The sequence below is a fragment of the Rhodanobacter thiooxydans LCS2 genome (assembly GCF_000264375.1).
Lineage (GTDB): Bacteria > Pseudomonadota > Gammaproteobacteria > Xanthomonadales > Rhodanobacteraceae > Rhodanobacter > Rhodanobacter thiooxydans.
The window spans coordinates 1-22867 of the sequence record NZ_AJXW01000038.1; the positions used below are offsets into that span (position 1 = coordinate 1).

Genomic DNA, 22867 nt, shown 5'->3' on the forward strand with positions numbered 1-22867 from the left:
ACGCGCTGGTGCTGGCCGACGCCGACGGCGCGATTGCCGCCTTCCACCTCGCCGAGCAACCGCGCGCCGGGGCGCGCCGCCTGCTCGACGCGCTGCGTGCCGACGGCATCGCCGTCGCCATCGCCAGCGGCGACCACGCCGCCCGCGTGGCCGCGCTGGCCGACCGTCTCGACGTCGCCGATCGCCATGCGCGCCAGTCGCCCGAAGACAAGCTGGCCCGGCTGCAGGCCGCGCACGCCGAAGGCCGCATCACCCTCGCCGTGGGCGACGGCAGCAACGACGCTCCGCTGCTGGCCGGAGCCGATGTCTCCGCCGCGCTGGCCACGGGCACCGAGCTGGCGCAGTCCCACGCCGACCTGCTGCTACTCGATGGCCACCTCGGCAGCCTCGCCGACGCCCGCGCGATCGCACGCCAGTTGCAGCGGGTGATCCGGCAGGGGCGGCACTGGTCGCTGTGGTACAACCTGGCCGCGGTGCCGTTCGCCGCGTTCGGCCTGGTGACGCCGTGGCTGGCCGCGATCGGCATGTCGCTGAGCTCGCTGCTGGTGGTGCTGTACGCCCTGCGCGTGGGTCGCGGCGCCCCCGGCCCGACCGATGCCCCGCACCCGCCGCTGCACCCACGCGAGTTGCACGCATGAACATCCTGCTGGTGCTGATACCGGTCACCCTGCTGATCGTGGGCGTCGGGGTGTGGCTGTTCTTCTGGGCCGTCAATCACCAGCAGTTCGATGACCTGGACAGCCCGGCGGTACTACCGCTGCTGGATGACCCGCCCAAGCCGGCACCGCCGGCGAAAACCCCGCCGCACGACCCCACAGAGCCACCGTAGGGCCCGCTCGCGGACAATGCTCTTTCGAATCCCGAATCCAGAATCCAGAATCCCGAAGAAAGAGCATCGCCCGTGAGCGGGCTCCTACGATTGGCGGCGCAGCGCGGCTTGCAGCAGGCGTCGTTGCGCGCGTCCAGACCAGTTTGTCGGCGCGTCCAGACCCATTCGCGCCAGTGCCTCATCCTCGCCATCCGCGACGTCGCCCGGGCGAATGACAGCACCCAGCAGGTGCCACTTGCCGCGCCAGTTGCCGCTGGCGGCCTTCAACCACTCCAACGCCGGCAGCAGGCGCTGCTCGACCTCGGTGAAATCGCTGCCGAACGGAAACACCGGCAGCAGGCCCTTGTGCCGCAACGGCCCCAGCGCCTCGTGCAGGTGTTCCGGCCGATGTCGGCGCCAGGCTTCAGGGATCACAAAGTCCGCCGCCAGTTTGCCGTGCGCCTTCGCCTGCGCGCACAGCGCGTCGAGGAAGCGTGCGTCGGCGATCGACAGCATCGCCTCGACGCACTCGCCGTCGCTCTTGCCGCGCAGGTCGGCGATGCCGTATTCGGTGATCACGATGTCGCGCAGATGGCGCGGGATGGTGGTCTGGCCGTAGTTCCAGCGGATGTTGCTCTCGATCCCGCCACGGCTGTTGCGGGTGGCGCGCAGCAGCAGCACCGAGCGACCGTCCGGCAATTCATGCGCCATCGCCACGAAGTTGTACTGGCCGCCGACGCCGCTGACCACGGCGCCGTCCTCCAGCGTGTCGGACACCGCCGCGCCGAGCAGGGTCGCCATCATGCAGGTATTGAAGAAACGCGCTCCGCGCCGCTGCAGCGTCGCCAGCGCCTGGTGGTCGCCGTACAGCTGATTGACGTTGGACACCGCACACATGTCGATCGCATCCGGATCGGCCGCCTCGGTGGCGTTCAGCCATGCGTACAATTCGCGCGAACCGAGGAAGAACGCACCGCGCAGGTAGTGCCCGCCCGGCGTGGCAGGGTTCAGGCGACCATCGGCCGCGGCGCGCTCCAGCGCCAGGTTGTCCCAGCTGCGCCGTTTCAGGATGCCGCCGCGCTGCAGGTGCATGAAGCCGTCCATCACCATCTCGCTGGCGCCGTACAGGCCGGCCTCGAACGGCGCCAGACCGCCAAGCCGCCCGGCCAGCGCATGGGTGGCGCCAACCGGATCCAGCGCCACCAGCGCGCGACGCCACTGCGTGTTGTCGTGCTGGCGCAGCAGCAGCGTCTTGACCAGCGCGTCGGACAGCGCACCGATGCCGATCTGCAGGCAGCCACCGTCCTTGACCAGCGCGCTGGCGTGCAAGCCCAGCGCGTACTCGGCCAGATCCACCGGCGAGCGCGGCAGCGCGAACAGCGGCGGCGACGTTTCCGGGCGCAGCTCCACGTCGAAATACGCGGCGGCCACCTCGGCGTCGCCGCCCAGGTACGGCAGGTCCGGATGCACCACCGCCACGCACAGCGGCCGCGGCTTGCCGACCTGTTGCAGCTGGCTCAGGAAATCCAGGGTGAGGTCGGGGTTGCACGACAGGCTGTAGTGCACGCCATCCGGCCCCTCGCGCCGCGCCACCAGTTGTACCAGCAGGTTGATGTCCTGCGGCACCAGGTCGCGCGCCACGTGGGTGTAGTTCTGGCTGATGTAGCTGCGCTGCGCGCTGGCCGAACGCAGCAGTGCGCCGGACTGCATGTAGAACTCGTGCACCTCGACGTTCGCGGGCAGCGCGTCGCGCGCCCGATCCAGCGCGTACTGCGGGTCGACCGCATCGACGCCGAAGTGGCGATCGAGGAACGGTCCGAGGAAGCGCCGCTCCAGCCCCGGCGCCGGCTGTGGCCGGGTCAGCGACAGCGCGGTGTACAGGCGCATCGAACGCCCGCTATCGGCGGCGACCAGCCGATACAGCGCATTCAGCAAGCCATGCGGCTTGCCCAGGCCCAGCGGCGCGGCGATGCGCAGGTGCGGGCCAAGTTCGTCCGCGAGGTGGCGCGCGCAGGCATCGGTGTGGGCGTAGCGGTGCTCGATCGGCATGCGTCCGATCATGCCAGAAGCCCCGCGATGCCGGCGCGCCGACAGGCCATCGCCTACACTCGGGCCATGCCCACGCCACTGACCCCTGCCACCCCGAGCCGCCTGCTGGCCGAACAGGCATTGAGCCGCGCCGCCGGCGCGCCGCTGCTCAGCGGCAACGCGGTGGACCTGCTGATCGATGCCACCGCCCATTACGAGGCCTGGCTGGCGGCAATCAGCGGTGCGCGCCGGCGCGTGCTGCTGGAGAACTACATCATCCGCGACGACGAAGTCGGGCGCGCCTTCCGCGATGCACTGGTCGAATGCGCCCGGGCGGGCGTGTTCGTCGCGGTGGTGGTCGACTGGCTGGGTTGCCTCGGGCAGTCAGGTCGTGCGTTCTGGGCGCCGCTGCGCGCGGCCGGCGGCGAGGTGCGCGTGTTCAACCCGCTGCAGCTGGGCGAACCGCTGGGCTGGGTCAGCCGCGACCATCGCAAGCTGCTGGTGGTCGACGGCGAGCTCGGCTTCCTGTCCGGCGTATGCATCAGCGCGAAGTGGCTGGGCGACCCGGCACGCGGCGTGCCGCCGTGGCGCGACACCGGCGTGGCGCTGCGCGGCCCGGCGGTGGCCGAACTGGAAGCGGCGTTCGCGCAAAGCTGGGGCGAGACCGGCGCGGCGCTGCGGCCGTTCGCGGAGGCCCCGGCGCCGGCCGTGCCGGCCGCCCACGTGTCGCTGCGGCTGATCGCCACCCAGCCCTCCACCGCCGGGACGTACCGGCTCGACCAACTGATCGCCGCCATGGCGCGCAAGACGCTGTGGCTCACCGACGCCTACTTCGTGGGCCTCGCGCCGTACGTGCAGGCACTGGTCGCCGCCGCGCGCGACGGCGTGGACGTGCGCCTGCTGGTGCCCGGCAGCAGCGACATCCCGATCGTGGCCGGCATGTCGCGCTCGGGCTATCGGCCGCTGCTGAAGGCCGGCATCCGCGTGTTCGAATGGAACGGCTCGATGCTGCACGCCAAGACCGCGGTCGCCGACGGGCAATGGGCGCGGGTGGGCTCATCCAACCTCAATATCGCCAGCTGGCTTGGCAACCGCGAACTGGACGTGGCGGTCGAGGACGCCGGCTTCGCCGGCCAGCTCGCCGCGCAATACGAACAGGATCTGGGCAACGCCACCGAGATCGTGCTGGCCTCGCGCCGCCGCCGGCACGGCAACGGCAGCCGTGAACGGGTGTGCCGCAGCGAGGCGCGGACGCCGCACGTGCGCCATGCCGGCGGCAGCTCCGGCCGTGCCGCCGCAGGCGCGCTGCGCATCGCCAACAGCGTCGGTGCCGCGCTGTCCAACCGGCGTGTGCTCGACGACACCGGCAGCGGCTCGCTGGTGATCGGTACCCTCGTGCTCGGCGCGCTGGCGGTGGTCGGGTTCGCCTGGCCGGCGGGGATCGGCTGGCCGCTCGGCGCCCTCGCCGCCTGGTTCGCGCTGAACCTCGGCGTCCGCAGCTTGCGCATGCGCAAGCGCCGCTGGCGCGAACTGCGCGACGCCGACGACGACTGAGCTTCCTGAGGCGCCGCATGCGTTTCATGCGTCAAGCGGATGTTTTCTCACAACTTGATACGCACCGCATGCTAGGCTCGCTGCCTTATGTCCGTGCCTTTCGACGACGCCGCGCCACGCCACGTGCTCACCCCCAGCTCGCTCAACCGGCTGGTGCGTGACCTGCTGGGCGACGCGCTGCCGCAGGTGTGGATCGAGGGTGAATTGTCGAACGTGGCCAGGCCGGCATCTGGGCACCTGTACTTCACCCTGAAGGACAGCGGCGCCCAGGTGCGCTGCGCCATGTTCAAGATGAAGGCGGCCACACTGCGCTTCCGCCCGGCCGACGGCATGCAGGTGCTGCTGCGCGCCAGGGTCGGCCTGTACGAACCACGCGGAGAATTCCAGCTGGTCGCCGAGTACATGGAGCCGGCCGGCGAAGGCGCGCTGCAGCGCGAGTTCGAGCAACTGAAGGCCCGGCTCGACGCCGAAGGCCTGTTCGACGCCGCGCGCAAGCGCGCCCTGCCCGCCTACGCGCGGCGCATCGGCGTGATCACCTCGGCCACCGGTGCGGCGGTGCGCGACGTGCTGAGCGTGCTGGCGCGCCGCTGGCCGCTGGCCGACGCGGAAGTGCTGCCGGTGCCGGTGCAGGGCCGCGAGGCGCCGCCGGCGATCGTGGCGATGCTGCGCAAGGCCTCGGCCAGCGGCCGTTACGACGTGCTGCTGCTGACCCGCGGCGGCGGCTCGCTGGAAGACCTGTGGGCGTTCAACGACGAAGCCGTGGCGCGCGCGATCCACGCCAGTGCGGTGCCGGTGGTCTCCGCGGTGGGCCACGAGATCGACTTCAGCATCGCCGACTTCGTCGCCGACCTGCGCGCCCCCACGCCCTCGGCCGCCGCCGAACTGCTGGTGCCCGACGCGGTGGCGGTCGGCCACCACCTGCGACAGCTGCGCCAGCGCGCGGCCACCCTGCAGCAACGCCGCCTGCAGGCGCTGGCGCAACGCGTCGACCACCTGTTCGCGCGACTGCAGGCACAGCGCCCGCAGGCGCGCCTGGCGCGCGACCGCGAGCGCCTGCAGCACCTGCGCCTGCGTCTGGCCGTGGTGGCGCGCGAACGGCAGCAGCAGCGTCGCATGCACCTCGACCGCCTGCACGCGCGCCTGCTGGCGCAGCACCCCCGCCTGCGCCTGCCGCTGCTCACGCAACGGCTGGACGAGCAGCAACTGCGCCTGCGCCGCGTCATCGCGCACATCCTCGAACGCCGGCAGACAGCGCTGCGCCACGCCGGCCGTGCGCTGCACGCGATCAGCCCGCTGGCCACGCTGGAACGCGGCTACGCCATCCTGTTCGACGCCGACGGCCAGGTGCTGCGTTCGGCCCAAGGTGTCGTCGTGGATGCGCGGTTGCGTGCACGTCTTGCCGACGGCGAGCTGCCACTGCGGGTCAGCGACGACTGACCGCCCTACTCACGCAAACTGAACGCCGCGGCCCGCATCCTTCACGCCTCTCCCACGGAGGCGATGCATGAAGGCAGCGGCGTTGTTCGTGAGGGCCCTCGAAGCCGAGGGCGTGCATTGCATCTTCGGCGTGCCCGGCGAGGAAAACCTCGACCTGGTGGAAGCGCTGCGCGAGTCCTCGATCCGTCTGATCGTGACCCGCCACGAACAGGCCGCCGGCTTCATGGCCGCGACCTGGGGCCGCCTGACCGGCGAGGCTGGCGTGGCGCTGGCCACGCTCGGCCCCGGCGCCACCAACCTGGTCACCGCGGCGGCCTATGCCCAGCTCGGCGCGATGCCGATGCTGATGATCACCGGCCAGAAACCGATCCGCACGCACAAGCAGGGCCTGTTCCAGCTGGTCGACGTGGTCGACATGATGCAGCCGCTGACCAAGTACACGCGCCAGCTGGTGTCTGCGCCGACGATCCCGGCGCGGGTGCGCGAGGCGTTCCGCCGCGCCGAGGAGGAACGTCCCGGCGCGGTGCACCTGGAACTGCCGGAGGACATCGCACGCGACGACGTCGAAGACGCGATCCTGCTGCCCACCGGATACGCGCGCCGTCCGTCGCCCGACGATGCCGCGCTGGTGCAGGCGGCCGAGGCAATCAGCAAAGCATGCAAGCCGATCCTGATGATCGGCGCCGCCGCCAACCGGCAGCGCACCGCGGTGGCGTTGCGTGCGTTCATCGACAAGCTCGGCGTGCCGTTCTTCACCACCCAGATGGGCAAGGGTGTGGTCGACGAGGACCATCCGCTGTGGCTGGGCAACGCCGCGCTGTCGGACGGCGACTTCGTGCATCGCGCGATCGATGCCGCCGACGTGATCATCAACGTCGGCCACGACGTGGTGGAGAAGCCGCCGTTCTTCATGCAGAAAGGCCGGCGCACGGTGATCCACATCAACTTCGCCTCGGCCGAGGTGGACACCGTGTACTTCCCGCAAATCGAAGTGGTGGGCGACATCGCGCATACGGTCGAACGGCTCGCCGATGCGCTGGAACCGCAACCGCACTGGGACTTTGCCGGCTTCGACAAGGTGCGCCAGGCCTTCCACACGCAGCTGAAGGAACACGCGGACGACGCGCGCTTCCCGATGCATCCGGTGCGCATCGTCGCCGACACCCGCCGCTTCATGCCGGACGACGGCGTGCTGTGCCTGGACAACGGCATGTACAAGCTGTGGTACGCCCGCTACTACCGTGCGCGCCAGCCGAACACCGTGCTGCTGGACAACGCGCTGGCGACGATGGGCGCCGGCCTGCCCTCGGCGATGGCGGCGAAGATGGTGCATCCCGAACGCAAGGTGCTGGCGATCTGCGGCGACGGCGGCTTCATGATGAATGCGCAGGAGCTGGAAACCGCGGTGCGGCTGAAGCTCGACCTGGTGATCCTGCTGCTGCGCGACGATGCCTACGGCATGATCCGCTGGAAACAGGCCGAGATGGGCTACGCCGACTACGGCATGCAGTTCGGCAACCCGGATTTCGTGCTGTTCGCCGAAGCACATGGCGCGCACGGCCACCGCCCGGCCAGCGCCGACGAGTTCCTGCCGAACTTGCAGCGCGCCTATGCGCAAGGCGGCGTGCACCTGATCGACCTCGCCATCGACTACAGCGACAACCACCGCATCCTCGACGAGGACATCCGTCGACTGAGCGCGGCCGTCTGACCCGGAGATTCCCATGCTGGACAAGACCTATCCCTACTACCTCGCCAACCAGCCACAGACGTCGAAGGACATGCTCGACGTGCGCGACAAGTACAGCGGCAAGCTCGCCACACGCGTGGCGATGCCGGATGCGAAGACCACCGAGAAGGCCATCGCCGCCGCGGTGAAGGCCGCGAAGCCGATGCGCGAGTTCAAGCCGTGGGCGCGGCAGGCGGTGCTGCAGCATTGTGCGCAGCGCTTCGCCGAACGCCGCGACGAGCTGGCCGAGGCGCTGTGCATCGAGGCCGGCAAACCGATCAAGGATGCGGCCGGCGAGGTGACCCGACTGATCGAGACGTTCCGCATCGCCGCCGAGGAGGCTGTGCGCATCAATGGCGAGACGATCAATCTGGAACTGGCCGGTCGTCTGGACGGCTATCACGGCTACACGAAGCGCGTGCCGATCGGGCCGGTATCCTTCATCACGCCGTTCAACTTCCCGCTGAACCTGGTGGCGCACAAGGTGGCGCCGGCGATCGCCGCCGGCTGTCCGTTCGTGCTGAAGCCGTCGGAGAAGACGCCGATCGGCGCGCTGATCATCGGCGAGGTGCTGGCCGAGACGGACCTGCCGAAAGGCGCGTTCTCGATCCTCACCCTGGACGGCGCGCACGCTGCACCGCTGGTGGAGGACCCTCGCTTCAAGCTGCTCTCCTTCACCGGCGGGCAGATTGGCTGGGAGCTGAAGGCCCGCGCGGGCCACAAGAAGGTGACGCTGGAGCTGGGCGGCAACGCCGCGTGCATCGTCGACGCCGACCAGGGCCCGAAGCTGGACAAGGTGGTCGCGCGGCTGATTTTCGGCGCGTTCTACCAGTCCGGCCAGAGCTGCATCGGCGTGCAGCGCATCTACGCCCATGCCGACATCTACGACGCGCTGAAGCGCAAGCTGGTCGCCGCCACCAAGAAGCTCAAGGCCGGCGATCCGAAAGACAACAGCGTATTCCTCGGTCCGGTGATCGACGAGGCCACCGCCGAGCGCCTGCACGGCTGGATCCTCGAAGCGAAGAAGGCTGGCGGCAGGATCCTTTGCGGCGGCAAGCGCAACGGCAACATGCTCGAGGCCACCTTGATGGAAAACGTCCCGGTCGACGCGAAGGCGAATCGCCAGGAAGCGTTTGGCCCGTTCGCCCTGCTCGCTCCGTTCAACAAGTTCGACGACGCCATCGCGATGGTCAACGACTCCGACTACGGTCTGCAGGCTGGCGTCTTCACCGACAGCCTCGACCATGCCATGCGCGCGTGGAACGAACTGGAACAGGGCGGCGTGATCGTCAACGACGTCCCCAGTTTCCGCGTGGACAACATGCCCTACGGCGGCGTGAAGCTGTCCGGCCTGGGCCGCGAGGGCGTGCGCTACGCGATCGAGGACATGAGCGATGTCCGCCTGATGGTGATGCGCGAATCGTAGTCAGCGCGCGTCGGATTTCGTTGCCGCGACGTTCCAGCCCATCGCGTTGTACACGTGGTAACGCACGATGCCGGTGTACTCGTGCAGGGCCAGGTCGGCCATGGCGAAGTTGTACGACAGCGGCAGCCAGGACAGCATGCCATCGACGTGATCGGCGGACACCGGCACGGCATGCACGCCGAAGTGCGTGAAGTACAGCATGGCGCGGCGCAGGTGGTACGCGGACGACACCAGCAGCACGCGGTCGGCGCCGTACGCCTTCAGCAGCGGGCTGCTGAACTGCGCGTTCTGCCAGGTGTTCATGCTGCGCGTTTCCAGCAGCAGGTCGGCGGCATCTACGCCGAGCCGTTGCAGGTCGGCGTAGACGGCTGCCTCTGACTGGCCGAGTCCGCGCGCATCGCCGCCGCTCACTTCGATTTTGCACTCGCGCCCGGGCCGCCGGCATTCGCGGTACAGCTCCGCAGCCTTGCCGATCCGCCCGTAGGCAACCAGGCTCGCCTCGATCTTGCCGCTGCCCGCCACGCGCTCCGCGCCGGCACCCAGCAGCACGATCGCATTGCGCTGGCCCCAGTCGATCGGCGCCGCTGCCGCAGGGCTGGACTGCAGCTGCGCCATCAGCCAGATCGGCAACGGCCCGCAGCCGGCGGCCAGCAGCAGGATCAGCGCCGACGCCAGTAGCGCGCGGCTGCAGCGGCGCCACTTCAACCGCGCCAGCGCGGCGGCCAGTACGATCAGGACCAGCAACACGTTCACGGTCATGGGCAAGCCTGGTGGAGATGGCGGGACACTGGTGCCATTATGCCGGTGCGCCGCACGGACCAAGTCCCCCACGCATGCGGCCCCACTGTCGCGCGGACTCTTGTCGGAACGGACCACTGCACGGGAGCTGAGCCATGACCACCCTCGTCTTCGTCCACGGCTGGAGCGTCACCAACACCTCGACCTACGGCCAGCTGCCGCAGCAGCTGCAGCAACAGGCGGCCGCCGCCGGCCTCACGCTGACCCTGGCGGACCTCTGGCTGTCCGAGTACGTGAGCTTCGACGACGCGGTGACCATGCCCGACCTGGTGCGCGCATTCGACCATGCCTTGCGCGACCTGCATCTGCTGGACGCCAGCTTCGCCTGCATCACCCACTCCACCGGCGGCCCGGTGGTGCGCGAGTGGCTGCGCGCGCAGCGCGACAAGCCGGCCACGTACAGCACGATCAAGCTGAGCCACCTGGTCATGCTGGCACCGGCGAACTTCGGCTCGGCGCTGGCGCAGCTGGGCAAGGGCCTGCTCGGCCGGCTCAAGGCCTGGTTCGGCGGGGTGGAACCGGGGCAGCGCATCCTCGACTGGCTGGAGCTGGGCAGCGCCGAGTCGCTGTCGCTCAACCTCGACTACATCCACAGCGACGACCCGGTGAAGCGCGGGCAGTTCCTGTTCGTGCTGACCGGCGACCGCCCCGATCGCTCGCTGTACGACCACCTCAACAGCTACACCGGCGAGGACGGCTCCGACGGCGTGGTGCGCATCGCCGCGGCCAACCTCAACGCCCACCATGCCGTGCTGTCGCCGCAGGCCAACAGCGCCGGCGGCATCGACACGCTGGCGCTCACCCTCAGCCGCGGACCGCGCTGCGCGTTCAAGCTGATCGCCGGCGCGGCGCACTCCGGCGACGAGCGCGGCATCATGGCCAGTGCCGCGCCGGCCACCGTGCAGGCGATCCTGCGCTGCCTCGGGGTGCGCAGCGCGGACGACTACGGAAGCCTGTGTGACGCTTTCGAGCGCGAGAACGCCGCGCGCGACGCCGACAAGGTGGAGCTGGAGCCGGCCGGGCCGTTCGCTCCGCGCGTGCACATCCACGACCCGCGCAGCCTGCTGATCCTGCGGCTCGCCGACGAGGCCGGCGAACCGCTGGTCGGTGCCGGCTTCCTGTTCACCGCCGGCGTGCAGGCCAGCCCTGACCTGCTGCCGGCCGGCTTTCTGCTCGACCGCCAGGCCAATTCAAGGCAGCGCACCACCATCTCGCTGTTCCTCGACCACAGCCTGCTCGCCGGCGACGACCGCGTGGCCGACCCCCGCAACAGCCGCAAGACGCTGCGCCCCGCCGTCGACAGCCACCGGCCCTACGGCGCCAGCGTGCAGCCGGTCGACCTCGCCGGCCTGGTTCATCATGCGCTGGCGCGGAGCGCCGCCGGCGACGACCTGTTCGCCATGCTCGGTCCGCACCAGACCACCGTGCTCGACGTGGTGCTGCCGCGCAAGATCCACGAAGGCGTGTTCCGGCTGACCCAGGTGCTGACGCCGCAGGATTTCAGCGAGCCGGTGGCTGGGCCGGTGATCGGCTGACCACGGCGCCGCGCTGGCACCCGCCTTCCGCATGAAGTTACGATAGCGGCCACGGCGTGCCGCACCGCTGCCGGCACGAATGGAATCCGATATTCACTCCAGGGAGAAGGGCATGAAGAAAGTGATCCTGCTGATCGTCTTGATCGCCGCCGCCGTGTGGTACTTCGACATCAGTCGCCGGATGACCGAAGCGGCGGTCCGCGAGAGCTACCAGACCCAGGTCGAGGCGCTGCAGCGGTTCGACGCCGAGCCGCTGTGCGATTCGCTGGACAAAGGCTACTCGGAGAGCGTGGTGATGCGCGGCGCCAGCGCACCGGCAAAGATGCAGGACAAGGCCACGGCCTGCGCCGAACTGACCCGCACCCTGCGCCGGTTCAAGACGCTCAGCGAACGCACGGCCGGCATGATCGAACCGGATTACGACTATGAAATCCAGTCCATCACGCTGTCGCCGGACCGCAAGCAGGCGACGGTCGAAATCTCCAGCACCATGCGCATCGGCGACATGACGCTGGCTCGCTCGCATTCGGTCGAACACCTGATCCGCCGGCTTGGCCGCATCCGCAACACCGGCGGCGAATCCACCGTGTGGACCTACCAGGGCGAGTAGACCACCCGGGGCATCCCTCCCTGCGTGCGGCCAACGCCAGCTGACCGGGAACACCGGCACGCTACGTGCCGCAACGCGGATCAGCCATACTGCGCACCCAGAGCCCCGCCATGCGGCCGGGCTGCCGTGGCGTCCGCCGAACCGACCCCCGCATGCAGAAAAAACCGATCTTCTTCGACCCCACCGGCCGACGGGCCAGCCATGTCTCGCGACTGGCGCTGGCCGCCGCGGTGATCAGCACGCTGTTCGTGGTGGCCTGCGCGGCGAGCCTGTTCGTGTGGCCCAGCATGGCCGGCCTGCACATCGGTGAACACGCCCGCACCCGGCATGCGCTGGCCAACGTGAAGGCGGCCGCGCCCGAACTGCTGAAGCCGGCGGCACGGCTGGCCGCCGAGGTGCGTGCCCGGCAGAAGCTGCTGCACCCGCCGCGCGCGCATGCCGGCAAGGCTTCCGGACACACGCCGCCGCTGTCGCTGGATAAGCCGGCCGACCGGCCGCTGGCGGTCGGCTTCTACGTCAACTGGGACGAAAGCAGCTACCCGTCACTGAAGCGCGCCCTGCCCACGCTGGATTGGGTCATCCCCTCATGGATGCATGTTTCCGGTCCGGACATGGCGCTGCACACCGGCATCGACGCCAGGGCGCTCAAGCTGATCCGCGCGCAGAAGCCATCCACGCCGATCCTGCCGCTGCTGCAGAACATGGTGAACACGGCCTGGGACGGTCCCGGCCTGGCGCGCATGCTGGCCGACCCGGCGGTGCGCCAGGCGCGCATCGCGCAGATCGTCGCCTTCATCGACGCCAACCACTTCCAGGGCGTGACCATCGACTTCGAGGACGTGCCCCAAACCTCGCAGAAGGACCTGAAGGCGTTCCTCACCGAGCTCAACGACGCATTCGATCCCCACGGCTGGGGCATCGTGCTGTCGGTGCCGTTCGACGACGCCGACTGGGACTACGCCGGCTACGCCGACATCGTGGACTTCGAGCTGCTGATGGCCTACGACCAGCACTGGGCCGGCAAGGACCCTGGCAGCGTCGCCGGCCAGGGCTGGTTCGAGGACATGCTCGACAAGCGCATGAAGGTGCTCGACCCGAACCAGGTGATCGTGGCGATCGGCAGCTACGGCTACGACTGGTCGCATGGCAAGAACGCCGAGGCGCTGACCTTCCAGGACGCGATGGACCGTGCCAGCGACGCGCAGGCGGTGATCGCGTTCGACCCGGACACGCAGAACCCGACCTTCTCCTACGGCGAGGACGACGGCAGCACGCACCAGGTCTGGTTCCTCGACGGCGTCACCGCCTACAACCAGATCCACGCCGCCGACGACTACAAACCGTATGGCTACGCGCTGTGGCGGCTGGGTTCGGAGGACCCCTCGGTGTGGTCGGTACTGGGCCGCCCCTATGGCGCCGCCGCACCGGACGCGCTGCGCACCATCGGCCAGGGCGAGGACATCGACATCCAGGGCCAGGGCGAGGTGCTGGAAATCGCCGCGCAGCCATCGCCCGGCGCACGCACCATCGAGGTCGACAAGGACGACGGCAGCATCGACGACGAGAGCTACAGCGCGCTGCCCAGTTCCTACGTGATCCGCCGCGCCGGCACGCTGCCGCACAAGATCGCGCTGACCTTCGACGACGGCCCGGACGCGCAGTGGACGCCGCAGATCCTCGACATCCTCAAGGCGAAACACGTGCCGGCGACGTTCTTCATCATCGGCGCCAGCGCCGAGATGTCGCCGAAACTGGTGCAGCGCGAGGTGGCAGAGGGCCACGACGTCGGCAACCACACCTTCACCCACCCGAACCTCGGCGACAGCCCGCCCGGCATCGTGTCGCTGGAACTCAACGCCACCCAGCGCCTGTTCGAGGCGCTCACCGGCCGCTCGATGCGGCTGTTCCGCGCGCCCTACTTCGGCGATGCCGAACCGACCACCGCCGACGAGCTGGTGCCGATCGGCATCGCGCAGAAGATGGGCTACATCTCGGTCGGCCTGCACGTCGACTCGGAAGACTGGCAACGCCCCGGCGCGGACCAGATCGTCAACAACGTGCTGACCCAGGTCGCCGCCAGCAATTCCGAGCGCACCGGCCAGGTGGTGCTGCTGCACGACGCCGGCGGCGAACGCTCGCAGACCATCGCGGCGCTGCCGCGCATCATCGACGGCCTGCGCGCGAAGGGCTACGACTTCGTCACCGTGTCGACACTGGCCGGGCTCACTCGCGAGCAGACCATGCCGCCGCTGCCGCCCGGCTCGCTGTCGCGCTGGGCCGACCGCTCGGTGTTCCTCGCGCTGGGCTGGTTCGGCCACCTGATCGGCTGGCTGCTGACCACCGCCATCACGCTGGGCGTGGCCCGCCTGCTGCTGCTCGGCGTGCTGGCACTGGTCAACCGCTGGCAGGAGCGCCGGCGTGTACCGCCGACCCTGCCGGCCGATCCGCCGCTGGTCTCGGTGCTGATCCCCGCCTACAACGAGGAGAAGGTGATCGCCAGCTCGATCCGCCATATCCTCAAAAGCCGCTACGCGAACCTCGAGGTCATCGTGGTCGACGACGGCTCGATCGACGCCACCTCGGCCGTGGTGCGCCAGCACTACGCGCACGAGCCGCGCGTGCGGCTGCTCACCATTCCCAACGGCGGCAAGGCGCACGCCGTGAACACCGCCCTGCGCGAATCGAACGGCACGGTGGTGGTGGCGCTGGACGCCGACACCCAGTTCGAACGGGACACCATCCCGCACCTGGTGCGTTGGTTCATCGATCCGAAGGTCGGCGCCGTGGCCGGCAACGCCAAGGTCGGCAACCGCATCAATCTGATCACCTTGTGGCAGGCACTGGAATACATCACCGCGCAGAACCTGGAACGCCGCGCACTGGCCGCACTGGGCGCGATCACCGTGGTGCCGGGCGCCGTCGGCGCGTGGCGGCGCGAGGCGCTGGAACAGCTCGGCGGCTTCCCCGCCGACACCCTCGCGGAAGACCAGGACCTCACCATCGCGGTGCAGAAAGCCGGCTACCACACCCTGTTCGACGCCGAGGCGATCGCCTGGACCGAGGCTCCCGATACCGCCCGCGGCCTAGCCCGCCAGCGCTTCCGCTGGGCCTACGGCACCCTGCAATGCCTGTGGAAACACCGCGACGCCACCTTCAACCCGCGCTACCGCGCGCTGGGCATGGTGGCGCTGCCGCAGGTGTGGCTGTTCCAGATCCTGTTCTCGGTGGTGTCGCCGCTGGTCGACCTGGTGCTGGTGTGGCAGATCGTCAGCACCGGCATGGACTACCTGCAGCATCGCGCCCAGTTCGACGACACCAACCTGCTGCGCATGCTGGCGTTCTACGCCGCCTTCATGGCGGTCGACCTCGGCGCCTCGGCGCTCGCCTTCGCGATGGAGAAGAAGGAGAAGTGGAGCCTGCTGTGGTGGCTGGTGCTGCAACGCTTCGGCTACCGCCAGCTGATGTACTACGTGGTGGTGCGCTCGGTATGGACCGCCATCAAGGGACCATCGGTGGGCTGGGGCAAGCAGGAGCGCAAGGCGACGGTGAACGCCAGCGAGGAACTGAAAGCGTGAACGGCGGCCGCGCCGGCTAGTTCGCCAGCGGCTCCGCCAACGCGGGCCGCTGCACGCTCAGCGCGGTACCTGCGGCCGCCACGATGATCGTGGCGATGGCCAGCCACTGCAGCAGGCTGAGCCGTTCGCCCAGCAGCGCCACCCCGGCGACCGCTGCGATGGCCGGCTCCAGGCTCAGCAAGGTGCTGAAGGTGCGCGCCGGCAGGCGGGTCAGCGCCACCATCTCCAGCGAATACGGCAGCGCCGAGCTGAGCACCGCCACGCCCAGCGCATACGGCAGCAGCGCCGGCGACAGCAGCGCGCTGCCGGCATGCGCGATGCCGAACGGGATCGCCAGCAGCGCACCGACCGAGGTGCCCAGCGTCACCGCGTCCGCGCCGTGGGCCGCCCCCGCCCGCTTGCCCAGCACGATATACAGCGCCCAGCCTGCGCCGGCCGCCAGCGCGTACATCACGCCCACCGGATCGAGCGCATGCAGCTGCCCGCGCAGCGGCAGCAGCAGGGCCAGCCCGGCCACCACCAGCGCGACCCAGACGAAATCGAGCAGCCGGCGCGAGCCGAACAGCGCCAGCGCCAGTGGCCCGGTGAATTCCAGCGCCACCGCGATACCCAGCGGGATCGTGCGCAGCGACATGTAGAACACCAGGTTCATCGCGCCCATCGAGAGGCCGTAGCCCCACAGCGCGGCCCAGTCGCGCCGGCCAGCCGAACGCCGCCACGGACGCCGCCACAGCAGCAGGATCAGCGCGCTCAGCCCCAGCCGATACGCGGTGGCGCCCTGCGCACCCACCTGCGGAAACAGCTGCTTGGCCAGCGACGCGCCGCACTGGTACGAGACCATGCTGATCAGCAGCATGCCGACGGCGAGCGCGAGCGGCGCAACGGTAGAGCGTGGTGACATGAACGCAGCCATGGCGGAAGACCCCGCCATGATGCGCGAAGCCTCCGGCGGAACCCACCCTGCCGGCCACTTTGCCGCCGCCATTGCTGCCAGCGCCTGACAGCAATGTGCGGCGCATGCCGCGGGCGATGCGCGGATGCCGCCGGCCGTGGCCTATCCGCAAGAACTTTCGACCGCGTTTTGACGATTTTGAGCAGTCAGTCAAAGATCGACGCACTCGCGATCCCGCGCTTGTCATCTTGTGCTGGGATAACAGGCAGGTCGCGCCAGAAGCCGGGGGGCTCTGCGCGACCCACTCAACCAGGGAACCCAACCAAATGAACTGGAAAACCAGGATTGCTGGCGGCTTGCTGCTGGCCTGCACGATCGTTGCCGCCCCGGCGTTCGCCGGCAGCCTGCCTGATCACGAAGAGTTCGAAACCACGCTGCAGGTGCCGTTCCGCAGCACCGGGGCGCGCCCCGTGACCATGTCCTTCTCCTATCCCGGCGCCGCGCCGGGGACCCAGGTGGCATGGGAAGTCGCCCTGCTCGGCCACGACGGCGCCGAGTTGCGCACCTGGCAGGGACACGGTGCGCTCGGCGCCGGCCGCACGCAGGCCCGGGTGTCGTGGGACGGGGTGGATCGCCAAGGCCACGCCGTGCCCGCCGGTTACGTGACGGTGCGGCTGCGCGCGGTGGCGCTGGATGGCGCCACGGTGACGCGCATCGGCAGCAGCCTGCCCGGCCAGGCGTTGACGCTGGCGCAGCAGCGGGCACCGGAGCTGATCGAGGAGCAGCGCTACGATGTGATGGTGGGCACCGTCGCCGCGCCTGCCATGCCGCACTTCCAGGCCCTGCGCCGGCACACCGGTACCACGACGGCACTGTCGCCGATGTCGGCGACAAGTACCGGCGGCCTGCCGTACACCATCTACTTCGGCAACCTGCACAGCCAGACCAGCCACAGCGACGGTGGCGGCGTGCTCTCCAGCTGCACCGGTGCGCAGAACCCGCAGAGCGGCGCGTACGGCCCGTCGGACGCCTACCAGTACGCCCTGAACGACGGACTGGACATCCTGATGACGTCCGAGCACAACCACATGTACGACGGCTCGACCGGCACCAACACCTCGGCCAGCCCGACCACCGCGCACAACCTGTACCAGTCCGGCCTGCAGGCGGCCAGCGCGTTCAACGCCGCGCATGCGAACTTCCTGGCGATCTACGGCCTGGAATGGGGCGTGATCAGCAACGGCGGCCACCTCAACATCCTCAACACGCCCAGCCTGCTGGAGTGGGAATACAACGGTTCCGGTCAGCTGATCGGCGACGTGTACACCGCCAAGAGCGACTACGGCGCGCTGTACGCGCTGATGAAGGCGAACGGCTGGGTGGGTCAGTTCAACCATCCCGCCACCACCGGCCAGTTCAGCATCGGCGGAACGAATCTCGCCTATAGCGCCGACGGCGACGCCGTGATGGTGCTGACCGAGGTGCTCAACAGCTCGGCGTTCTCCACCAACACCAGCGAAACCGAGACCAGCCGTACCAGCTACGAGGCGGCGTTCAACCTCCTGCTCTCACGCGGCTACCACGTGGCGCCGAGTTCCGACCAGGACAACCACTGCGCCAACTGGGGCGCCAGCTACACCAATCGCACCGGCGTACTGATTCCCGACGGCACGGCACTCAGCCTCACCAGCTTCCTCGATGCGGTGCGCGCGCGCCGCGTCTACGCCACGGAAGACAAGACCGGCCAGATCGTGCTGACGGCGAACGGCCACGTGATGGGCGAGCGGTTCGCCAACAGCGGCCCGCTGACGCTTACCGTCAACTACGCCAGCAGCGCCGGCCACAGCGCGCAGCGCGTGCAGGTCTTCGAGGGCGTGCCCGGTGGCAACGGTGCGGTGACCACCACGTCGAGCACGGCCACCACCACCATCACGCCGGCCGATGGCGACCACTTCTACTACGCCAAGATCACCCAGGAAGATGGCAAGCAGTTGTGGTCCGCGCCGGTATGGGTCACCCAGGGCGCGGGTAGCGTCGACACCACGCCGCCGACGGTGAGCGCGTCGGAAAGCGGCACCGCAGGCACCATCACGCTGTCGGCCAGCGCCAGCGACAACGTGGGCGTGACCAAGGTGGAGTTCTACATCGACAATGCACTGAAGGCGACATCGACCAGCGCGCCCTACCAGGCATCCATCGACTCCACCACGCTGAGCAACGGTGCCCACAGCCTGGTAGCCAGGGCCTACGACGCGGCCGGCAATGTCGGCAGCAGCAGCGCGGTCAGCTTCAGCATCTCCAACAGCAGCGGCACCGCGACCGAACTGGTGAAGAACAACAGCTTCGAGAACGGCACCACACCGTGGACCCAGACCAGCGGGGTAATCACCAACGCCAGCGGCCAGGCGGCCCGTACCGGCAGCTATAAAGCCTGGCTGGACGGCTACGGCAGCGCGCACACCGACTACGTGCGCCAGAGCATCACCATCCCGGCCACGGCCACCAGGGCCACGCTGGATTTCTACATGCACATCGACACCGCCGAGACCACGACCAGCACGGCCTACGACAAGCTCAGCGCGCAGGTGATTACCTCCGCCGGCAAGTACGTGACACTGGCGACCTGGTCGAACCTCAACGCAGCCAGCGGTTACGTCAAGCGTTCCGTGGATCTGTCGGCCTATATCGGCCAGACCATCCAGGTCAATTTCTACGGCGTGGAAGACAGCTCCAAGCAGACCTCGTTCGTGATCGACGATGTCAGCGTGACAGTGCAGTAAGCGGAAGGGCGGGAGTCCGACGACGGACTCCCGCCTCCTTCACCCCGGTTGCGCATGCATCGGCACAGCGGGGCAACGGCGAGCGCGCACGAAACCGTTCAGGCGTCACTGCGCACCCGCATGGTCAGTCCCTTCAGGAAATTCCGCAGCAGCTGGTCGCCGCACAGCTTGAAGTTCTTGTGGTCGCTCTGGCGGAACAGCGCGCTCAGCTCGGGCTTGGAAACGGGGAAGCCCGCGCTTTCGAGGATCTGGTGCATGTCCACGTCCTTCAGCTCGAACGCCACGCGCAGCTTCTTCAGCACCACGTTGTTGGTGACGCGCTTCTCCGGCGGGCGCGGCGGGCGGCTGTCGTCCTTGCCGCGGCGATGGAACACCAGGCCATCGAGGAACAGCGCGAGCGTCCTGTTGCTGCATTCGGCATAGCCCGGCTCGTCGTCCTTCTTCAGGAACGCCTGCACGTCGTCCTTGCCGACCGCCGCCGACGGATCTGCCAGATGGATGATGTCGACCACCTTGCCGTCGCTGAGGTCGAGCATGTAGCGGATGGCGCGCAGTACGTCGTTGTTGATCATGGTGTTCCGGTGGATCCTATCGAAGGCGCCATGTTACCGCGCGGCGATCAACCCCATTCGGCACGGAGCGGCGTTTCACCTTCCACCCACCGGAGGAGAACCGCCCCATGAACGTGAAAATGCTGCTGCGCAGCCTGCTGCTGGCCCTGCTGGTGATCGGCGCCGGCTGCAGCGTATCCCGGCCTGACACCGACCGCCCGGTGCGCAGGATCGAGCGCACACCCGCGCCGCCACCCGTCGAACAGCCGATCGCCAGGCCGGCCCCGGCCATGGCGCGGAACCAGCATCGGGACAAGGCCGATGGCCGGATCGACCGCCAACCCGCAGCGACACCCGCCCCTCCCGCTCCTCCCGCGCCGCCCGTGGTGGCGGAAATCGCCGCGACGGCCGACAGCGCGCAGGGCGCACAGCGCATGGCTTACATGCCGGCACCACTCCCGTCGATGCAACCGATGCCCGGCGACATCAACCGCGAGAACTACACCCACCGCGACAGCAACCCGGTGCAACTGGCCAGCGAGCAGCCAGTGTCTACCTTCAGCATCGATGTCGACACCGGCGCGTACACCAACGTGCGGCGCATGTTGAACGCGGGCCAGCTGCCGCCGGCCGACGCGGTGCGCGCCGAGGAGTTCATCAACTACTTCGACTACGGCTACGCGCCACCGGCCGATCGCGAACAGCCGTTCAGCGTCACCACCGAACTGGCGCCGGCACCGTGGAACGCGCAGCGGCAGCTGCTGCTGGTCGGCATCCAGGGCTACCGCGTGCCGGCGGCGCAGATCCCGGCGTCGAACCTGGTATTCCTGATCGACACCTCCGGCTCGATGGACGAAGCGGACAAGCTGCCGCTGCTCAAGGCCTCGCTCAAACAGCTGGTGCGCGAACTGCGCGCGCAGGACCGCGTGGCCATCGTCACCTACGCCGGTTCCGCCGGCGTCGCCCTGCCGTCCACCGCCGGCGACGGCCACGCCGCCATCAATGCCGCCATCGACAGCCTCCGCGCCGGCGGCTCCACCAACGGCGGCGCCGGCATCGAGCTGGCCTACGCGCAGGCCGAGCAGGGTTTCATCAAGGGCGGCGTGAACCGGGTGATCCTGGCCACCGACGGCGACTTCAACGTGGGCACGGTCAGCGAGGAGGCGCTGAAGACCACCATCGAGGATCACCGCAAGAGCGGCGTGGCATTGACCACGCTGGGCTTCGGCGAGGGCAACTACAACGATGCGATGGCGGCGATGCTGGCCGACGTCGGCAACGGCAGCCACCACTACATCGACAGCTTGCAGGAAGGCCGCCGCGTGCTGGTCGAGGAGATGTCCGCCACGCTGCTGACGATCGCGCAGGACGTGAAGATCCAGCTCGAATTCAATCCTGCGCAGGTGCAGGAATACCGCCTGATCGGCTACGAAAAGCGCCTGCTCAAGCGCGAGGATTTCAACAACGACAAAGTCGACGCCGGCGAGATCGGCGCGGGCGCCAACGTCACCGCGATCTACGAGATCACCCCGACTGGTTCGGCCGCCGCACGCATCGACCCGCTGCGCTACGGCGCACGCCCGACCCCGACCAAGGGCGGCCATGAGCTGGCCTTCCTGCGCCTGCGCTACAAGCTGCCGGGGCAGTCCGCGAGCCGGTTGATCGAACAGCCGATCGCCGCGCGGGTCGAGGCACGGGCCAGCGAGCGCCTGCGCTTCGCCGCCGCGGTGGCCGCATTCGCCGATGCCCTGCGCGGCGGCAACTACCTGGACGGTTACGGCTACGCGCAGATCGCGCAACTCGCCAATGGCGCCCGTGGAGGCGACGCCGACGCCGACGGCTACCGCGCCGGCTTCGTGCAGCTGGTGAAACTGGCTGATGGCCTGGCCACGCGCGGCCATGACGACGCCAGCGATACGGCGGTGCGCTGAGCTTGCCTGCTTCGCGGGCGGGCAGAAGCACCCCACCCCAACCCTCCCCTGCACGCAGGGGAGGGAGCACGGCGTTCGGCTCTTCCCCTGCGTGCCAAGGGGCTGCAGCATCATGCTCCTCCCCCTGCTGGCAGGGGGAGGCTGGCGACCGCAGGGAGTCCTCCAGGTGAGGGGTGAGGCTTTGCGCGAAACGACCCGCGAGCTATCCGGCGCCCGCCGATTTGCCTTACCCTCGCCATCCATGGATGCCGCCGTCGATCCCGATGCGATGCTGATGCTGGCCTACGCGCGCGGCGACCTTGCCGCGTTCGAGGCGCTGTACGCACGCCATCGTGGCATGCTGTACCGGTTCCTGCTGCGCAGCGTGCGCGACCCGCAGCGCACCGACGAGCTGTTCCAGGAAACCTGGAGCCGGGTCATCAGCGCGCGGACGCGCTACCAGCCGCAGGCGAAGTTCAGCACCTGGCTGCTGCAGGTCGCGCACAACCTGATGATCGACGGCGTACGCCGCCAGCGTCCGATGGCCGACGGCGAGGAGGCCGAAGTTGCGCTGGCCAACTTGGCCACGCCGGAGCGGGAACAGCCGGATCACAGCTTGTCCGAATTCCAGCGCCGGCGCAGCCTGCAGCGCACGATCGAGCAGTTGCCGGACGAACAGCGCACGGCGGTGCTGTTGCGGCTGGAACAGGAACTGAGTCTGGAGGAGATCGCCGCGGTGACCGGCGTCGGCCGCGAAACGGTGAAGTCGCGCCTGCGCTATGCCATGACCCGTCTACGCGAAGTGCTGTCCGAATGACCACCCCACTGCCACCGACCGATCCGACCGCACCGGACGACAAGCTGCCCGGCGAAGCCGAGCTTGCCGCGCTGTACCGGCAGTTGCCGCGCAGCGAACCGGGTCCCGCGCTGGATGCCGCCGTGCTGCAAGCTGCAGCGCAGGCATTGGCCGACGACGAACACCCGCTGACGGTCGAGCGGCGCCGCGGCCCGCGCGAACGCGGCGACTGGGTGCGCCCGAAGTATCGGCCGCTGCGCGACCTCGATGCGATCGGCGTGGAGCCGCGCCGGCGCCTGCCGCCCTGGCTGCTCACGCTGGGCAGCGCCGCCAGTCTGGTACTGGTGGCCGGGCTCGCCTGGCACCTGCACCAACGGCCTGCCGTCAGCGTGCCCGCCGCGCCGACGAGCGCCGCGCCAGCCGCGTCCGCAGCGGCGG

16 protein-coding genes and 1 pseudogene are annotated in these 22867 nt (G+C 69.2%); 13 read left to right on the forward strand and 4 right to left on the reverse strand.

The features are described 5' to 3' along the window. Together UUA_RS07790 and ccoS are read left to right on the forward strand one after the other, a co-directional pair. A partial coding sequence (locus UUA_RS07790; protein WP_008435697.1) for an HAD-IC family P-type ATPase occupies window positions 1-638 on the forward strand: 638 nt, incomplete at its 5' end. Further along, window positions 635-829 carry a cbb3-type cytochrome oxidase assembly protein CcoS gene (ccoS, locus tag UUA_RS07795; RefSeq protein ID WP_008435698.1) on the forward strand — a complete coding sequence of 65 codons (195 nt, stop codon included), beginning with the start codon at window positions 635-637 and terminating at the stop codon, window positions 827-829. The genes UUA_RS07790 and ccoS, both read left to right, overlap by 4 nt. 84 nt (window positions 830-913) lie before the next feature. Here ccoS and UUA_RS07800 read toward each other — a convergent pair whose 3' ends face one another. Next, on the reverse strand, window positions 914-2869 hold the full coding sequence (locus UUA_RS07800; protein WP_039953703.1) for an acetyl-CoA hydrolase/transferase C-terminal domain-containing protein: 1956 nt from the start codon (window positions 2867-2869) through the stop codon (window positions 914-916). Window positions 2870-2923: 54 nt separating this feature from the next. Between UUA_RS07800 and UUA_RS07805 the strand changes: the two genes are divergently transcribed. From UUA_RS07805 to UUA_RS07820, 4 genes are all read left to right on the forward strand, one after another. Continuing rightward, window positions 2924-4390, forward strand: a complete 1467-nt coding sequence (locus tag UUA_RS07805) for a phospholipase D-like domain-containing protein (RefSeq protein WP_039953705.1) — start codon at window positions 2924-2926, stop codon at window positions 4388-4390. A gap of 87 nt (window positions 4391-4477) precedes the next feature. Further along, window positions 4478-5827: an exodeoxyribonuclease VII large subunit gene (gene xseA, locus UUA_RS07810; protein ID WP_008435701.1), complete on the forward strand. Its 1350-nt coding sequence runs from the start codon at window positions 4478-4480 to the stop codon at window positions 5825-5827. 67 nt (window positions 5828-5894) lie between these two features. Continuing rightward, window positions 5895-7538, forward strand: a complete 1644-nt coding sequence (locus UUA_RS07815; protein WP_008435702.1) for an acetolactate synthase large subunit — start codon at window positions 5895-5897, stop codon at window positions 7536-7538. Between the two features lie 13 nt (window positions 7539-7551). Continuing rightward, window positions 7552-8982: an aldehyde dehydrogenase family protein gene (locus tag UUA_RS07820; protein ID WP_008435703.1), complete on the forward strand. Its 1431-nt coding sequence runs from the start codon at window positions 7552-7554 to the stop codon at window positions 8980-8982. On the opposite strand, the gene UUA_RS07825 is transcribed toward UUA_RS07820, so the two are convergent. Further along, on the reverse strand, window positions 8983-9741 hold the full coding sequence (locus tag UUA_RS07825; RefSeq protein ID WP_008435704.1) for a YdcF family protein: 759 nt from the start codon (window positions 9739-9741) through the stop codon (window positions 8983-8985). It lies immediately after the preceding gene. 134 nt (window positions 9742-9875) lie between these two features. On the opposite strand from UUA_RS07825, the gene UUA_RS07830 reads away from it, so the two are divergent. The 3 genes from UUA_RS07830 to UUA_RS07840 all read left to right on the forward strand — a co-directional run bounded on the left by UUA_RS07830 (window position 9876) and on the right by UUA_RS07840 (window position 15500). Then, window positions 9876-11315, forward strand: a complete 1440-nt coding sequence (locus UUA_RS07830; RefSeq protein ID WP_008435705.1) for a hypothetical protein — start codon at window positions 9876-9878, stop codon at window positions 11313-11315. 112 nt (window positions 11316-11427) lie between these two features. After that, window positions 11428-11925, forward strand: coding sequence for a hypothetical protein (locus UUA_RS07835; RefSeq protein WP_008435710.1), 498 nt, complete (start codon window positions 11428-11430; stop codon window positions 11923-11925). 152 nt (window positions 11926-12077) lie between these two features. Then, the gene (locus UUA_RS07840; RefSeq protein WP_008435718.1) at window positions 12078-15500 is read left to right on the forward strand and encodes a trifunctional glycoside hydrolase family 18/polysaccharide deacetylase/glycosyltransferase family 2 protein; all 3423 of its coding nucleotides are present in this window, start codon (window positions 12078-12080) and stop codon (window positions 15498-15500) included. A gap of 16 nt (window positions 15501-15516) precedes the next feature. On the opposite strand, the gene UUA_RS07845 is transcribed toward UUA_RS07840, so the two are convergent. Further along, window positions 15517-16401: an EamA family transporter gene (locus tag UUA_RS07845; RefSeq protein WP_039953707.1), complete on the reverse strand. Its 885-nt coding sequence runs from the start codon at window positions 16399-16401 to the stop codon at window positions 15517-15519. A 317-nt stretch (window positions 16402-16718) separates the two neighbouring features. On the opposite strand from UUA_RS07845, the gene UUA_RS07850 reads away from it, so the two are divergent. Further along, on the forward strand, window positions 16719-19172 hold the full coding sequence (locus UUA_RS07850) for a CehA/McbA family metallohydrolase (RefSeq protein ID WP_008435722.1): 2454 nt from the start codon (window positions 16719-16721) through the stop codon (window positions 19170-19172). 98 nt (window positions 19173-19270) lie between these two features. On the opposite strand, the gene UUA_RS07855 is transcribed toward UUA_RS07850, so the two are convergent. Continuing rightward, window positions 19271-19744: a YehS family protein gene (locus tag UUA_RS07855; protein ID WP_008435725.1), complete on the reverse strand. Its 474-nt coding sequence runs from the start codon at window positions 19742-19744 to the stop codon at window positions 19271-19273. Between the two features lie 107 nt (window positions 19745-19851). On the opposite strand from UUA_RS07855, the gene UUA_RS07860 reads away from it, so the two are divergent. The 3 genes and pseudogenes from UUA_RS07860 to UUA_RS07870 all read left to right on the forward strand — a co-directional run. Next, window positions 19852-21654, forward strand: a complete 1803-nt coding sequence (locus UUA_RS07860; protein ID WP_008435727.1) for a vWA domain-containing protein — start codon at window positions 19852-19854, stop codon at window positions 21652-21654. Between the two features lie 241 nt (window positions 21655-21895). Beyond that, complete coding sequence (locus UUA_RS07865; protein WP_008435728.1) at window positions 21896-22450, forward strand: RNA polymerase sigma factor; 555 nt, start codon at window positions 21896-21898, stop codon at window positions 22448-22450. Next, window positions 22447-22867 (forward strand): annotated as a pseudogene (locus tag UUA_RS07870) (hypothetical protein); the annotation flags it as partial. The gene UUA_RS07865 and the pseudogene UUA_RS07870, both read left to right, overlap by 4 nt.